19 protein-coding genes and 1 pseudogene are annotated in these 14,648 nt (G+C 63.8%); 6 read left to right on the top strand and 14 right to left on the bottom strand.

The features are described from left to right. Window positions 1-127: 127 nt before the first annotated feature. From IG196_RS04755 to IG196_RS04740, 4 genes are all read right to left on the bottom strand, one after another. Window positions 128-433 carry a hypothetical protein gene (locus IG196_RS04755; RefSeq protein ID WP_192195233.1) on the bottom strand — a complete coding sequence of 102 codons (306 nt, stop codon included), beginning with the start codon at window positions 431-433 and terminating at the stop codon, window positions 128-130. Window positions 434-529: 96 nt separating this feature from the next. Further along, window positions 530-1,300, bottom strand: a complete 771-nt coding sequence (locus IG196_RS04750) for a fused MFS/spermidine synthase (RefSeq protein WP_192195232.1) — start codon at window positions 1,298-1,300, stop codon at window positions 530-532. 132 nt (window positions 1,301-1,432) lie between these two features. Then, a complete protein-coding gene (locus tag IG196_RS04745; RefSeq protein ID WP_192195231.1) occupies window positions 1,433-2,188 on the bottom strand; it encodes a transferase in 756 nt (251 codons plus the stop codon). Between the two features lie 46 nt (window positions 2,189-2,234). After that, window positions 2,235-2,591: a hypothetical protein gene (locus IG196_RS04740; protein ID WP_192195230.1), complete on the bottom strand. Its 357-nt coding sequence runs from the start codon at window positions 2,589-2,591 to the stop codon at window positions 2,235-2,237. Window positions 2,592-3,671: 1,080 nt separating this feature from the next. On the opposite strand from IG196_RS04740, the gene IG196_RS04735 reads away from it, so the two are divergent. Further along, a complete protein-coding gene (locus IG196_RS04735) occupies window positions 3,672-3,869 on the top strand; it encodes a ribbon-helix-helix protein, CopG family (protein WP_192195229.1) in 198 nt (65 codons plus the stop codon). 47 nt (window positions 3,870-3,916) lie between these two features. Here IG196_RS04735 and IG196_RS04730 read toward each other — a convergent pair whose 3' ends face one another. The 8 genes and pseudogenes from IG196_RS04730 to IG196_RS04700 all read right to left on the bottom strand — a co-directional run bounded on the left by IG196_RS04730 (window position 3,917) and on the right by IG196_RS04700 (window position 7,928). Continuing rightward, complete coding sequence (locus tag IG196_RS04730; protein WP_192195228.1) at window positions 3,917-4,237, bottom strand: hypothetical protein; 321 nt, start codon at window positions 4,235-4,237, stop codon at window positions 3,917-3,919. 30 nt (window positions 4,238-4,267) lie between these two features. Next, window positions 4,268-4,518, bottom strand: a pseudogene (locus tag IG196_RS32315) (arsenical resistance protein ArsH); the annotation flags it as partial. Between the two features lie 31 nt (window positions 4,519-4,549). After that, window positions 4,550-5,608 (bottom strand): ACR3 family arsenite efflux transporter, encoded by a 1,059-nt coding sequence (gene arsB, locus IG196_RS04725; RefSeq protein ID WP_192195227.1) that lies wholly within the window; start codon window positions 5,606-5,608, stop codon window positions 4,550-4,552. Between the two features lie 4 nt (window positions 5,609-5,612). Beyond that, entirely contained in the window at window positions 5,613-6,101 is a 489-nt protein-coding gene (locus IG196_RS04720) for an arsenate reductase ArsC (protein ID WP_192195226.1), read from the bottom strand. Beyond that, window positions 6,098-6,607 carry an arsenate reductase ArsC gene (locus IG196_RS04715; protein WP_192195225.1) on the bottom strand — a complete coding sequence of 170 codons (510 nt, stop codon included), beginning with the start codon at window positions 6,605-6,607 and terminating at the stop codon, window positions 6,098-6,100. The genes IG196_RS04720 and IG196_RS04715 overlap by 4 nt, the downstream gene beginning before the upstream one ends. Then, window positions 6,600-7,115, bottom strand: coding sequence for an arsenic resistance N-acetyltransferase ArsN2 (gene arsN2 / locus IG196_RS04710; RefSeq protein ID WP_192195224.1), 516 nt, complete (start codon window positions 7,113-7,115; stop codon window positions 6,600-6,602). The genes IG196_RS04715 and arsN2 overlap by 8 nt, the downstream gene beginning before the upstream one ends. Before the next feature lie 10 nt (window positions 7,116-7,125). Further along, window positions 7,126-7,593 (bottom strand): ArsI/CadI family heavy metal resistance metalloenzyme, encoded by a 468-nt coding sequence (locus IG196_RS04705; protein ID WP_192195223.1) that lies wholly within the window; start codon window positions 7,591-7,593, stop codon window positions 7,126-7,128. An 11-nt stretch (window positions 7,594-7,604) separates the two neighbouring features. Further along, on the bottom strand, window positions 7,605-7,928 hold the full coding sequence (locus tag IG196_RS04700) for an ArsR/SmtB family transcription factor (protein WP_192195222.1): 324 nt from the start codon (window positions 7,926-7,928) through the stop codon (window positions 7,605-7,607). Between the two features lie 294 nt (window positions 7,929-8,222). Here IG196_RS04700 and IG196_RS04695 point away from each other — a divergent pair, with 294 nt between their 5' ends. From IG196_RS04695 to IG196_RS04685, 3 genes are all read left to right on the top strand, one after another. Then, a complete protein-coding gene (locus IG196_RS04695) occupies window positions 8,223-8,483 on the top strand; it encodes a hypothetical protein (protein WP_095743822.1) in 261 nt (86 codons plus the stop codon). Window positions 8,484-8,636: 153 nt separating this feature from the next. Continuing rightward, window positions 8,637-8,786 carry a hypothetical protein gene (locus IG196_RS04690; protein WP_192195221.1) on the top strand — a complete coding sequence of 50 codons (150 nt, stop codon included), beginning with the start codon at window positions 8,637-8,639 and terminating at the stop codon, window positions 8,784-8,786. A gap of 179 nt (window positions 8,787-8,965) precedes the next feature. Further along, window positions 8,966-9,313, top strand: coding sequence for a zinc ribbon domain-containing protein YjdM (locus IG196_RS04685; protein ID WP_192195220.1), 348 nt, complete (start codon window positions 8,966-8,968; stop codon window positions 9,311-9,313). Window positions 9,314-9,428: 115 nt separating this feature from the next. Here the strand turns inward: IG196_RS04685 and IG196_RS04680 are convergent, their stop codons facing one another. Then, window positions 9,429-12,590 carry an ATP-binding protein gene (locus IG196_RS04680; protein WP_192195219.1) on the bottom strand — a complete coding sequence of 1,054 codons (3,162 nt, stop codon included), beginning with the start codon at window positions 12,588-12,590 and terminating at the stop codon, window positions 9,429-9,431. Window positions 12,591-12,731: 141 nt separating this feature from the next. Here IG196_RS04680 and IG196_RS04675 point away from each other — a divergent pair, with 141 nt between their 5' ends. Further along, on the top strand, window positions 12,732-13,118 hold the full coding sequence (locus IG196_RS04675; protein ID WP_101490952.1) for a hypothetical protein: 387 nt from the start codon (window positions 12,732-12,734) through the stop codon (window positions 13,116-13,118). After that, window positions 13,115-13,930 (top strand): class I SAM-dependent methyltransferase, encoded by an 816-nt coding sequence (locus IG196_RS04670; RefSeq protein WP_192195218.1) that lies wholly within the window; start codon window positions 13,115-13,117, stop codon window positions 13,928-13,930. Before IG196_RS04675 ends, IG196_RS04670 begins: the two co-directional genes overlap by 4 nt. A gap of 132 nt (window positions 13,931-14,062) precedes the next feature. Here the strand turns inward: IG196_RS04670 and IG196_RS04665 are convergent, their stop codons facing one another. Beyond that, window positions 14,063-14,605 carry an RNA polymerase sigma factor gene (locus IG196_RS04665; RefSeq protein ID WP_192195217.1) on the bottom strand — a complete coding sequence of 181 codons (543 nt, stop codon included), beginning with the start codon at window positions 14,603-14,605 and terminating at the stop codon, window positions 14,063-14,065. Window positions 14,606-14,648: the final 43 nt, after the last annotated feature.

Raw genomic sequence — 14,648 nt, 5'->3', positions numbered from 1 at the left:
GTGGCATGGTGATCAAGCGCACCAATGGTGACAATGTGAGCTTCGGTTGCGTGCGCGAATCTCCCGGCCAACCCTCCCGCCGTGGGAAAGAGCCGCACAGATGGCGGGGCTGCGGACGGAACGGAACCTAGAGCTCGCTGAACTCCGTCTCAGCGCCGTGTTCGCGGCGTGACCAATCGGCGATGAAGTCCTCCGCTCTGCGGTGGAGTGAGGTGGTCGCAGCGTCGGCCTCAAGGAAGTCTCTGGGCAACGTGATCCGGCATTTGAGGGCGCCTGCCTGGAAAATTTCTGCACGACCTGCGAAGCACTGCTCAGCGGTGCTCCAGGCCATGTATGTGCGTATCAGCCAGTCCCTGTTGCCAACGCGCTTCGATTGAGACTGCCCGATCATGGCGACTCCGGTATCGGAGATCGCCAACAGCATCTCGCCCACGGACCGCAATGCAGTCGGAGTCCAAGAGAAAAATCTTGACACATGGGCCGGTTGCTATCCTGGACCATCCGAACGATCGCGCCGATGCTCACGTGGTCAATCCCGGGCGTGGTTCATTTTTCCGCTGGCCGACTTCCCGATCCTGAAGAAACTCGGCTCCAGTTGGTGCCACGCTTCGGGCACCAACGTCATTGCGCAGAGCTTCAGATTGCCGAGAAGGCGCCTCGATGTTGCGACTTCCTTGAACGCAAAAACTATGACGTTGTTGCACTCGAAATCATCAACGGCAATGACCTGGCCAGCGAAGCTGCGTGCCATTCGTTCAAGCTGTATTGGAAAGTGCTCGTGACCCGTGTGCAGGTTGGCCACCAGAACCCCCTCGGGCTGCAGTTTGTCATGACAGTTGTCGTAGAAGGCCTGCGAGCACAGACTTGGCGGGACTCCATTGGCATCGAATCCGTCAGCAATGATCGCGTCGAAGCGATAGGGGGCTGTGCGAACGTAGTCGGCGGCATCCTCTTTTCGGACATTGAATCGGTGATCGTCCCGAGGCACTTCGAACTCGTTTCGCAATGCGATCACGTAGGGATTGATCTCCAGTACCTGAATCAGGGTGTCGGGCAGATACCGGTAGCAGAATTTTGCCAGCGATCCACCGCCTAATCCGACCATCGCGATGTGGCGGGGATTGGGGGTGAACAGCAGAAATCCCATCATGAGCCGTGTGTATGCCAGCATGAGATCGTTCGGCCGATCGATCTGCATCCTGCTTTGAACGTCGCAAATCGAGAAGTGCAGCGTCTTCGAGTTCAGCGAACTGTCCACAAACGGGCGTGGATGCGGATGGCATTCGAGGTGGTCGGACATCAAGGTATGTGAGTGAAGAGGTGGTGCTCGCTACCCACCTAGGTTCGACAGTGAGGCACACGGCAGCTCATACCGGAAGTTCGCGAGGCGCCTTAACTTTTGGAGCATGTCAACGTGCACTGAAGTTCGCCATCAGCTTCGCTGATCTTTCAGCACTGATGCGATCAGAGCGAAGCCCGCAAGCAACTGGTGGGTGGCAGCCGGGTCCAGGTCGGGCGGACGGCGGATCGCGCCCAGTGGAAATTTTTCAAGGGCATTGCCCTTGCAGGCGAACACGATGCTGTGGCTCTCCTCTCCATCTTCGACCACCAGGACCGCGTCGTTGAAACTGTGACGGATACGGGCAAGATGCGCGTCGGTGTCGGTGTCGCCGTACTGCAGGTTGAGCACCATGATCCCGTCAGGCCTGAGCGAGGCGTAACAGCCATCGTAGAAACGCTGGGACCCCAGCTGGGGCGGCAGTCCTTCGAGGATGTAGCCGTCCAGCATCAGTACATCGAAGCGACCCGTACCGTGGTGCACGAAATCAGCGCCATCGGCCTGAAACACGATGAACCTAGCGTCATCGGGCGGGATATGAAACTCCTCACGTAAGGCGATGACCTGCGGATTGATCTCAGCAACTTGGATTCTGGCGCGGCTCAGGTAGCGGTAGCAGAACTTGGCCAGCGATCCGCCCCCCAGGCCGATCATCCCGATACTTCGAGGTTCTGGTTTGAAGAGCAGGAAGCCCATCATCGTGCGTGTGTATTCAAGGGCGAGCGCATTGGGGTCGCCGACGCGCATGCGGCTTTGAATGTCGCTGATGCAGAAATGAAGGTTCTTGGATGTAGCAGTCTCGTAGATGAACGGCTTGACGTGCTGCGCAGGCGTGAAGTGATCGGGCATGAGGCAAAGGCGGAGACAGGGGCTGAATGCTGTAGAGATTCGAGAGTCAGCGCTTGACCATCTGTACCAGCGAAGCTCGAATGTGATCGATGCTCGTGTTGGTGATCACCACACGCGGCGTGAGAACCGCCGGTGCCCTGAGCTCGATGCCCGGCAACACGAGCAAGCATTGGAACCGGGAGGTGCCCAGGGCGGTCATCCGTTGATGGGCCAGGACACCCTGGCGTACGACATCCGTCGGCGCGATGTCGGTGAGCAAGGTGATGACGACCGCGCGATCCGTTCCAACGTTCAGGATCGCGATGTCATTACCTTCCTGAAACGCCGGGACGGTCTGTTCCACCGTCAGTTCGGGCTCGCTTTCCAGTACCTGCCTGACAAGGCTCCACAGATCGTTGCGCATGAATCATCTCCGGGAAGGAATGGACCGTTTTGACGGTCTCAACGGCGCTTGTCGGCGCCGCCCGAACGAGGCCCCCTCGACGAAGCACAAGCCAATCGCACCTCCAGCGCGTTCTCGGCTTGCGTAAAAAGGCGAATAAGGTTCGCCTGAAAGTCGATTGTAATGCGTGTTTGATTAACATGTTTTCGAGCCACAAGAAACTCAAAGAGCTTGTCGCCGGCAAGTCAGCGGCAGTGATTTCAGCTCTTGAGCCCGAGCAGATCGAGCACCCCGCGCACAAAGGTGAGCGGGTGCATGGACGCCCGGGTACAGATCGCGTGGGCTTGAATCGCCGGAGGAAACTCCGCTCCAGGGTTCCCACCCCTTCGAACGGACTCCCCGATATCGCGCAGACCCTGACCGCGATCACACGTTTCGGATCGGGCATGCCGCCTCAACACCGTTCCAGCGCCACAGCCATGTTGCGGGTGTTCGGTCCCGTCAGTACCAAGCCGTCCGCATGTCGTGCAGAGGTCTCGATGCCGATGCCGTAGCGCGCGATGTTGAAGTTGACCAGCGGATTGACTTCGAACTCACAGCCGTTGCCGCCGCAAGCGCGGCATCGATCTCACTTTGAGGGAACGCCCAATGCGCTTGCGCAGTGCTTCGGATAGGGCTATGCCAGTTCGTCGATCAACAGCGTAATGCGGTCAGAACGGGGATCGCGAATGACCATGCGAGGCCTGTTGCGACAACCTGAGAGAGTGTTCCAACAGTTGCGTGTGTGCGCTACGCAGAGGCAGCAAACAAACGACTGCACCAAGCAGCAGGACAAAGACTGCGACACTGAGTGCTGTCATGGCCGTTCTTGAGCAGGCGACGCGGGAAGACTGAGCATCCGGCTCTTGCTTGCAGCATCTCTGGCGAAGTGCCGCCCAATTCCGGGATGCCGCGCCACATGCAATGCGCCAGTCAACGAGACATGCAAGTGAGCGGCTCTATCAGCCGGGCCAGACAGAGAGCGAGTGGCTCTCTCCAGCTTGCAATTTAGTTGTTCTGAATGATACTGTTATTATCATAGAACTGACATAGGTACATCACATGGAACTCAAGACAGCGCGCCTGACGGTGCTGATCGATCCCTCAAAGAAGAAAGCATTCGAGGCGCTTTGTGATCGACAGGACGTCACTCCTTCGCAGGTGGTGCGGCGCTTGATTCGCGATTACCTGAACCATCACGGCGTCACCTTTGTTCCCAGCGGAACGAAGCAGGAAGAGGACGCGGACGCGAAGGTCTGATCCACGTATCGCCCGACGCGTTGGGCGTGGAGGGCTTCTCTTCTGAGCTACCGCCGTGGTCGGCGGCAGCAGGTGCACCGCATAGACCGCGGCGCGGCCGTGCGCGACGGATGCGCGCGCGCCCCGCGCCGGGCTTCGGCAAGTTCCGGGCGCTCGTACGTCAGCACCGCGTGGGCCAGACGGGCGACATGACGTGGGTCGTCATTGAGTGCGCGCGGGTAGATCGTGCCGCAGATTATGGCGAGCAAGTCGCTATCTACCACGCCCTCGTACAGGCCGTAGAACTCGTCCCTGAACTCGTGCCACCATGCCTCCTGATCGGTCAGGGTGCGGCCGGCAATCACGATGGGGCTGGCGGGCTTCCACATGGGCGCATGTTACTGCCCGCCCGGTTGCACTTAGTAAGTATCTGGGCGGCCGCGAAGGCTAGCTCGCCTCGACCACGCCTCAGCGCTCTCGCGTCGTTCGCTGTAGCGGTCGACCAGATAGTCCGCGCAGTCTCGCGTGAGAAGCATGAACTTCACCAGCTCTTCCATCACATCGCCCACGCGCTCGTAGTGGGGGAGGGCTTCATACGGCCCGTGTGGTCGAACTCAAGAAAGGTCTTGGCTACCGAAGATTGGCTGGAGATGGTGAGCATGCGCCCCCACGAACACGCGCAGTTGGCAATGTTCGGCAGCTCATGATTCATACCAACCTTTCGATGAGTTCACCACCTTCACCACGGCCAGCATGATCGGCACCTCGATTAGCACGCCGACCACGGTGGCCAGCGCCGCGCCAGAGTGGAACCCGAACAGGCTGATGGCGGCGGCCACCGCCAGCTCGAAGAAGTTGGAGGCGCCGATCAACGCGGATGGGCACGCGATGTTGTGTTTCTCGCCGAGCTTGCGGTTGAGCCAGTAGGCCAGGCCGGAATTCAGCACCACCTGAATCAGGATCGGCACCGCGAGCATCGCGATCACCAGCGGCTGCTTGATGATGGCCTCGCCCTGGAACGCGAACAGGAGCACGAGCGTCAGAAGCAACGCCGCAATCGACCACGGTCCAATGCGATGCATGGCGCGCTCGAAGGCCGCGGGCCCACTCTTGAGCAGTTGCTTGCGTAGCACCTGCGCGAAGATCACCGGCAGCACGATGTAGAGCGCTACGGAGGTGATCAGCGTGTCCCACGGCACCGTAATCGCCGACAGGCCCAGCAGCAGACCGACGATGGGCGCAAAGGCGAACACCATGATGGCGTCGTTCAATGCAACCTGCGACAGCGTGAAGACCGGATCACCGCCGGTCAACCGGCTCCAGACGAAGACCATCGCCGTGCAGGGGGCGGCGGCCAGCAGGATCAAACCGGCGACGTAGCTGTCGAGCTGGTCGGCCGGTAGCGAGCCGGCGAATACGTGGCGTATGAAGAGCCATGCCAGGAAGGCCATGGAGAACGGCTTTACGGCCCAGTTGATGAACAGCGTCACGCCAATGCCGCGCCAATGGTTCTTTACCTGCGCGAGGGCCGCGAAGTCGACTCGCAGTAGCATCGGGATGATCATCACCCAGATCAGCACGCCCACTGGAATATTGACCTTCGCGACCTCAAGGCGGCCCACCGCCTGAAATGCCGCCGGGAACATTTGCCCCAACGCGATACCGACGACGATGCAGAGGAACACCCACACTGTCAGGTAGCGCTCGAACACACTCATGGGAGCCGCGCTGGCGCGCGGGCTTTCGATGACTGCGCTCATAGGGTCAGTTCGCAGAGATGCGCTTCAGCCGCTCTTGCAGCTCGGCGTCGCTCATCGTTTCCGGGCTGTCCAGTGCAAGCAGTTGCAGCATGCGATAGGAGATCGCCTGGCGCGTCAGCTCGAAGGCCTGCCGCTTGGCAGCATCGCCACCCTCGGTGTTAGACGGGTCAGGATATCCCCAGTGCACCTTGACACGCGTGCCCGGCCAATAGGGGCAGGTTTCCTGCGCCGCGCTGTCGCACACCGTGATCACCACATGCATGGTCGGCGTGGAAAACTCGTCCCAGCTCTTGCTGCGAAAGCCTTCGGTGTTCACGCCGGCCGCCTGCAGCACCTCGATGGCGAACGGGTTGATTCTTCCGCTGGGCGCACTGCCGGCGCTGAACGCCTTCACGTCCTTGCCGAGCTTCTGGGCCCAGTGGTTGAGCATGCCCTCGGCCAGCACGCTGCGGGCCGAATTGTGGGTGCAGAGAATGAGTACGTTGAGCGTCATTGCGCAGCCTTCTGAACCTTGCCGATGTCGCGGATTTCGCGCTGGATGGCCATCGAGTCGAGCCGGGCCAGGGGCAATGCCAGCATCAGTTCGATGCGGCGCTTCAATGTGAGGGCGGTGTCCATGAACTGACGCTCTGTGGCCTCATCCGAAATCTCAAGAGCTGCAGGGTCGGCTACGCCCCAATGCGCGGTCATCGGCTGGCCAGGCCACACCGGGCACACCTCACCCGCAGCCTTGTCGCACACGGTCAGGACGAAATCCATTGCCGGCGCATCCGACTTTGCAAACTCGTCCCAGTTCTTGCTGCGATAGCCAGTGGTAGGAAGGTGCATCTTTTCCAGAGTGAGCAACGCATACGCGTTGACCTTGCCAGTTGGGTGGCTACCGGCCGAGTAGGCCTTGAATCGCCCTCCCCCCAGATGGTTCAGCAGGCCCTCGGCCAGGATGGAGCGCGCAGAGTTTCCAGTGCAGATGAACAGCACGTTGTATGTCTTGTCAGCCATGACGATGTCTATTGGTGGAGGAAGTGGGGTTGATCTCTTTGAACATGCACACGGCCGAGGCCGGACACAGGCTCTTGAATTCGCTGCTCGCCTGCATGGATGCCGGCAGCGCGGTGCGGTCGCAGCGCTCGAAGCCTCGGGCCTCGAAGAATGGCTCTGCCGTGGTGGTCAGGATGCAGAGGCGATTCACGCCTTTCGACGCAGCGAAGGCTTCCATGGTCTTCAGGGCCTGGTCGCCCACACCATGGCCACGTGCATCAGCGCGAACCGCGAGGGAGCGCAACAAGGCGGTGTCGCCGAATCGCTCCAGGCCGACACAGGCAAGGATCCCTTCATCGCCGGCACGGCTCACGAAGAAGGCCTCCATGTGCTCCTCCCGCAGATCGGATTCGGGCAGGCCGGCCTCGCGAAGAAGCGTTCGCACGGGTGCGAGAGACTCAGCTTCTGCGCGCACAAAGAGGGACTTGACCACCGACTCGGGTGGCGCAGCGACAGGTTCTTGGGGCATGGTGCGGCCGTCAGCAGCAGGCGTTCTTGCTCTTGGTGAGGCCAACGCGATCAGCGGCTTTTTCGCACCATCCTTGCACCTGCTGGCTGACCAGGTCGCGCCGCTGACCGAAGCTCTGGTTGTCCTCGAAGGTTTGGTAGTGTTCCCAAGCGATCCCTTGGGGATCAGTGACCCAGTGCTTTTCGCTCTTGGCGTAGCAGCAAGTCGTCGCGCCCTCATCGAACACCGTGCGATCCGCCGCGCCGGCTCGGCGCTTCAGCTCGATCAACTCGTCCGAACTCTCTGCCTGAAAGCCGAGGTGGTCGATGCCCTTCGCCTCTCCCACCGTCGATATGGCGAAGTTGACGCGCGGATCGTCGAGCATCCATTTTGCATAGTCGACTTCAACGCGCGAAGGCGCCGAAGCAAACAGCTTGGAGTAGAAAGCGATGCTCTTTGCGAGGTCATCGACATGCAGGTGGACGTGGAAGCGCTTCATGGGTTTCTCCTTCAGCATTCACAGGCAGTGGCGCTGTCGGTGAGGCACGCCTCGCCCTGACAGCAGTTCTCCGTGAGATAGCCGAGCAGCGCATTCATCTGCTCGAACACCGCGCGATAGATCAGGTTGCGGCCGTCGCGCTCCTGGCTGACCAGGTTGGCGTGCGTCAACTCCTTGAGATGGAACGAAAGGCTGGTCGATGGCACTGCGAGTTGTTCCGCCAGCACACCTGGCGTGAGCCCACCCGGACCTGCAACGACAAGCGCCCGAAACACCTGAAGGCGAACGGGTTGAGCCAGAGCGGCCAAGGCTTGAATGACGTTTTTTTCTTCCATGATTCAACGATAATTGAAATGTTGAATAATTTCAACACCTGCGAGCATTCCTGCTTGAGATGGCTGGTGCCTCGGCCAAGGCGATCCATGACCCGCGGCCAGGGGGATCGGACGGTCTTCTCGTTTCGCTCCACTGCGGCGGGTCTCTCGCAGCTGAGATCCCCAAAAGGTCGGGGATTTGATCGACTAGTGCACAAATTTTAGGCAAATAGCCGTGCGGGAGATTTGCGCGAGGCACCGAAGAAAAGTGCCCCAAGCTACCATTCGCCGATGTGGAAACCTGACCGCCCCCTCATGATCGCGGGCCGCGCGCTGTCCGATCACGACACATGGCTTATCGAGTTCGAAGAAGAGTTCCACGAGCTTTGTGATGGGCAAATTGACCCCCTTTGGCTCGCCGGCTTGGCTTGTACGCTGTATCCACTCAACAAGGACCGCGCCCCGCGCGAAGCTGCAGGGGTCGCGTTCACGACCCTCGGCTACGAACTACCACATCGCGCCCTTGAGGACTTCTTCGTGCTGGCGCCACCGTCAGACCGGTCCGCATTGCACTAGCCCAACAAGAGCTGGATTCACGTCTTCGTGACTCCCGACCGTGGATCGCATCTGAATCACTAGTCTATGGATCGGCAAGTCGCGGAAGCCAGAGCCCAACAAGCAGCAGAAGCTGACTGTCGCTGGCCGAGGAACCTGACCGGCGCCGCTGACGTGGTTGCGGTAAAGCGCGCGGTGAGCAGCCCGGCCGACGGCTACACGCTGCTGGCCGGCTCCAGCAACGAGATGGCGGCCACGGTGCTGGTGACCCCGGCACAGCATTACGACCCGGTGAAAGACCTGACCCCGGTCATGCTGGCTTAACAGCTGTCGTGGATCTTCCGGCTCTTCGACACATTGAACTGAGCGGCCGTGGACACGGGCGCAACACGATGGAGCCCTCCGAAACTTCAAGCTCGCTGCTGCCGGATCAACAGGACCTGCTTCCATGAAGGCAGGCTAATATCCACGCCCTTCAACCGATACGGACCCCACCTACCGCCGTGAGCACTCTGCCTCCTTGCCCCCAATGCCATTCGGAATTCACCTACGGAGATGGCCTGAACGTTGTCTGCCCCGAATGCGGTCACGAATGGTCCGCCTCGGGCGATGCCGCCGAAAGCGCGGCCGATGAGGGCCGGGTCATCAAGGATTCGGTCGGCAACGTGCTGAACGACGGCGACACCGTCACCGTCATCAAGGACCTCAAGGTCAAGGGCTCGTCGCTGGTCGTGAAGGTCGGCACCAAGGCGAAGAACATCCGCCTGATCGATGGCGATCACGACATCGATTGCAAGATCGATGGCATTGGCGCGATGAAGCTGAAGTCGGAATTCGTGCGCAAGGCTTGAGACCAGCTTGACTTGTTTGCGACCCCGCTGAAAGGCACCTGACAGCGGTACTGAGGGGATCGCCGGGCGATCTGTCAAGCCATCCCGTTCGTCACGCCGGTGCTGCGCGGACTTCCTAGCCGGCCAACTCCCGGCAGCGTGCGGCGTCCAGCGCATGGCCGCAGGCGCGGAACTCCTGCGCCGCCGCAGCGAAGCCTTCGCGCGCGGCAGCGACACGGCCCGAAGCCCGTTCGATGTGGGCCTGCGCCTCATGCAGCGATGCGTACCAGGCCGGCAGCTTCATCACCACATTCGCCAGGTATTCGGACTGCTGCTGGTGGCCGGCCGCGAGGTCCAGCGCGTGCCCTCTCGCGGCCGCGATGGTGGCCGGGATGGCGAAGGTGATGCGGCAGCCGGGGCAGCTTTCGAGCGGGCCGCGCACGTTGGCCTCGGCTTCCTCCAGCACGCCGAGCGCGGCGTCGGGCTGCGTGGCCATTGCGATGCGGGTGCCATAGATGCGGTCCAGCAGGTGGAAGCCGACGTCGGACTGGCGCGCGACGTCGAGCGCTTCGTCGAGCAGGCCGCGCGCCCGGTCCATCTGCCCGCGGTAGATCGCCAGTTCGGAGCGGCGCTGCAGCGACAGCGCTTCGCCCGTCGCGCCGCCGATCGCGCGGTGCATGCGCCCGCCCGCCACGAGGTCTTGCTCGGCGGCGTCGAGCTGGCCGCTGAGCAGCCAGGCTTCGCCGCGCAGCGTGACCGCGAACGCATGCCCGCGCGCCGCGCCCAGCCGCTGCGCTTCTGTCGCGAGCGCATTGGCGAATGCGATGACCTCGGCATACGGCCGCGAGCCATACAGGAAGCGCTGCGTGATGCACAGGTGGCCGTCGAACACGCGCACCGCCAGCTGCGGCAGGTGGCTCGTCTCCTTGAGGTCGGCCCACACGCTGCCGTGCAGGTCACCGCGCGCGTGCGCCGCCGCGGCCTGCGACCACGAGGCGATCACGAGCGTGCCTTCGTCACCGGTCTCCAAGGCAATCCGACGCACTTCGGCCGACCGGCGCGTGCCTTCGGCCGGGTCCCCGAAGCCCAGGGCCGCCGCGCCGCTGTACGCCAGCGCTTCGGCGAGGCGCCCCGCCACCGTGGTGGGATGCACGTCCTTCAGGTACTGCAGGGCACCGGGCGGGTCGCTCATCTTCACTTGCGCCAAGGCTCGCTTGGCGCGCAATTCGTGCGACAGCGCTTCTGGCGCGACGGCGGCGGCCGCATCGTAGGCGGCCAAGGTGCCTGGCCGGCCCAGCGCGTCCAGCGACTCGGCACGCAGCGCCAGTGCTTCCGGCTGCGCCGGCCGGTGCGCGAGCAGCGGCTCGACGTGGCGCAGCACGTCTTCGCAGGCACCGAGGCGAAAGGCCTGGCGCGCAGCCGCCAACGCACACGGCATCGCCCGCTCGGCATCGCCCGCCGCGAGCCAGTGATGGCCCACCAGGCCCGGTGCCGCACCGCCTTGCTCAAGCCGAGCCGCCACATCGCGATGCAACAGCACACGCCGGTGCGGCGGGATGCCTTCGGCCAGCGCTTCCCGCACGAGGGCGTGGCGGAAGCGGTAGCGACCCTCGGCCACCACCAGCACGCCTGCGGCCAGCGCCTGGTCGAGCCGCGCCAGCGCGTCGTGGCCCTCGTCGGCGGCCAGCGCCACGGCCGTGGCCACGTCGAAATCTTCGGCCGACAGCGCCAACCGGCGCAAGGCCTCCGTCGTGCCGGGGTCCAGATCGCACAGGCGTTCGGCCAAGGCCGACGACACGCTGTGAGGCATCGCCCCCGTGGCGCCGTCTGACGTGGCGGCAGCGCGCGCAAGTTCGATCACGGCGAACGGCAGGCCTTCTGCACGGCGCGCGATGGCGATGGCGGCCTCGCCTGCCATCGGTGCGTCGGCCGAGCGGGCCGCGAGCAGTGCCGCTTCTTCCTCGGACAGCGGCCCCAGTTCAAGGGCCTCCAGCTGACCGGCGCGCAGCAAGCGCGAGGTGTTCCGGTCCAGCAGGGGCGGCAGTGCGTGCCGGCACGCGAGCAGCACGAACACCGGCGGGCCGCTCGCCGCCAGTTGCGTCAGCGTCTCGGCGCTGGCGTCGTCCGCCGCGTGCGCGTCGTCGACGATGAGCAGCACCGGCTTTTGCGAGGCCGTGGCCAGCAGCAGCCGGCGCACGGCGCCCACCATCTGGTGGCGACCGAGCGGCATGGCCAGCGGTTTCACGTCGCCCGAAGCGGTCATCTGCGCCAGCACGGCCTGGGCGTGCGCACCGATGGCCTGTGCCGCATCGGGCAGTTCGCCGAGCAAGGGCTCGACCAGGTCGGCCGCGATGCCGTAGGGCCGGGTCCAGTCGCTCGCATGCAACGAGCGCACCTGCCAGCCCAGGCCCCGCGCTTCTTCGGCAACGCGGCGGCAGAAAGCGGTTTTGCCCATGCCCGCCGGTGCGCGCACCACGGCGCCACCCGGGCGGCCCGCGAGGCTGGCGCGCAGCCATCCGAGCACACGCACCAGTTCCATGGCACGGCCGACGAAACGCGGCGCGGCGCCTTCCAGGCCTGCCACGCAGTCGCGGTACAGCGCCTCGGCCGACGGACCGGGGCGCATGCCCAAGGTCTGCTGCAGGTGGTCGCGCAGGTGGCCGTACCAGCGCAGCGCCGAAGAGCGTCGCCCGGCCGCCAGCTCTTCGCGCATCAACTGGACATGGGCCGCTTCGTCGGTGGGGTCTTCGCGCACCAGCCGTTCCAGGTCGCCGGTCTGGCGCAACAGCCGCAGGAACTTGTCGCGCAACCGCTGGCGCGGCGCCTCGGTCCAGGTTTCGTAGCGGGCGTCCGGCAGGAGGTCGCCACTGTAGAGCTGCGCGGCCGCCTTGCAGGCCTGCGGATCGCCGCTGCCCAGGGCCTCGTCCGCGGCGCGCTCGAAGCGGTCGGCGTCGCACGCCACCGCATGGTCGGGCAGCAGGAAAACCCGGCCGCCTCGCAGCACCAGGGCATCGGGCTGGCCGATGAACTGGCGCGCGTGGTGCGCGGCCTTGCGCAAGTTGGCGCTGCCCGCGTCAGGGTCCAGGTGCGGCCACAGGGCTTCCACCACCTGCTCGTTCGCGAGGCTGCGGTCGGGCTGCAAGGACAGCAGTTGCAGCAACTCGGCGGCCCGCCGGGTCAGCGGCACTGGTGGAGTCTGCGGGTCATCGCCGGCCGCAGCCACCCCCACGCTCAGGCGGAACGGGCCCAGCAGCCGGATCGACACGGCCTCGGACGACGGAGTCGGTGGGAGCGACATCGCGATTCCTTTCCACCAGCACAAGGCCGGGAACGTTTCAGGAACGCCAAGCGTGGAGGATGAGTATGCCGTCTATCGAATCTGGCGGGTGCAACGAATAGACGCACCATCCCGCGCCCGCGGACCCTCAAGGAGTACCTCATGCATATCGCAAAAGACGCAGTCGACGTGAAGATGGAAATTCCCGGTGCTCTGATCCGGCAGCGCCTGGATTTCGGCGACGCGACCGGCTACAGCAAGATCAGCGGCGAGTACTTCACGCTGTCGGCGGGCGTCGACACGACGCCGCTCTTCCAGGGCCTGAACCACAACTCGTGCCAGTGCCCGCACTGGGGGTTCGTGCTCAAGGGCCAGATCACCACCACCGACGACGCCGGCGAGCAGGAGACCGTCAAGACCCACGACCTGTTCTATTGGCCGCCCGGCCACAACGTCAAGGTCGACGCCGACGCGGAGATCGTGATGTTCAGCCCGCAACACGAGCACACGCACGTGATCAACCACATGATCGAGAAGGTGAAGTCATGAACCCGAACAAGGCCCTCTGGGAAAAAGGCGACTTCACGCGCATCGCCGAGAGCATGCGCGAGAGCGGTGAAGACGTCGTGCGGCACGCGCACATCACGCCCGGCATGAAGGTGCTGGACCTCGGCTGTGGCGACGGCAACACCGCCCTCCCGGCCGCGAAACTCGGCGCGCAGGTGCTGGGCGTCGACATCGCCGCCAACCTGGTCGCCGCGGGCAACCGGCGGGCGGCCCAGGCCGGGCTGTCGGCCAGTTGCCGGTTCGAGGAAGGAGACGCCTGTGAGCTGCGGCTCGAAAACGCGTCCTTCGACCTCGTCATCAGCATGTTCGGCGCCATGTTCGCGCCCAGGCCCTTCGACGTGGCACGGGAGATGGTGCGTGTCACGCGGCCGGGCGGCCGCATCCTCATGGGCAACTGGATTCCCAACGACCCCACGCTGGTGGCGCAGATCCTGAAGATCAGTTCGTCGTATGCGCCCCCGCCGCCCGAAGGTTTCGTGAGCCCGATGGGCTGGGGTTCGACCCCGAACATCCTCGAGCGTTTTGGCGCGGTGGGCATTGCCTCGGAGGCGATCAGCTGGGAACGCGACAGCTACATCTTCGACTTCAAAGGCTCAGCGGAAGAATTCGTCGACACGTTCCGGCAGTTCTATGGCCCGACCATGAACGCATTCGACGCGGCCGCCAAGGCCGGGCGCACCGACGAACTGCGTGCGGAACTGGTGACGCTGTTCCAGAGCCAGAACCAGAGCCAGTACCCCAACACCTGCCTGATCGCCGCGACGTTCCTGCGGGTGACGGTGGAGGTGGGCTGACCCGCTCCAGCGCAACCAGATGATTGCCGCGGCTACCAAGTGAAACGGCCTCGTTGCAGGGAGGTGCCGTAGTTACGGAAGCGCGCCAAGCTCCGCTTCGGCACAGCCTGACGCGCCGTCCCCGAAGGCCCGTCAGCGCAGCGACTGCGCGCAATGCGCCAACGCCTGGCGCAAGGTGGTGTCCACACGCCGCAGCGAAAGCCCGTGACGGGCGGCCACCTCGTCGCGCGTCAGCTCATGAATGCGCAAGCCCATGAAGATCGCCTGGTGACGATGCGGCAAGCCGCGCATGGCGCGCTCCACAGCCAGCAAGCCGGAGCGGGCTTCGGCAATGGGCTCGGGGCCGGGCGAGGGGTCCGCGAAGCTTTCCAGTTCAACGGCCGCATCGCCGCTGTACTGCCAGGGCCGGTCGGCGCGCAGGCGGTCCACTGCCACGTTGCAGGCCACCCGAAACACATAGGCCTCGGGGCTGTCCACCGCATCGGGAACAGCGCCGTCGCCCAGCCGCAGCCAGGCGTCGTGCAGGCAGTCGCTGGCCTGGTCGGCGCAGCCCAGGCGGTGCAGCAGGCGCCGGTGAAGGCGCTGGTAGTTGGTCACCAGGCAGTCGCGCAGCAGCGCGACGCCATGGCCGGCATCGCCTTCTTCGGAAGACGCCAGGCAAAGTTGAATGCTCATGTCCATGACGGATGTGCCTTCGTGACTGCATCTGCAAAAAATG

Source organism: Variovorax sp. 38R (assembly GCF_014843395.1).
GTDB classification, from domain to species: domain Bacteria; phylum Pseudomonadota; class Gammaproteobacteria; order Burkholderiales; family Burkholderiaceae_C; genus Variovorax; species Variovorax paradoxus_H.
This window is presented reverse-complemented; position numbering and strand designations above follow the sequence as displayed.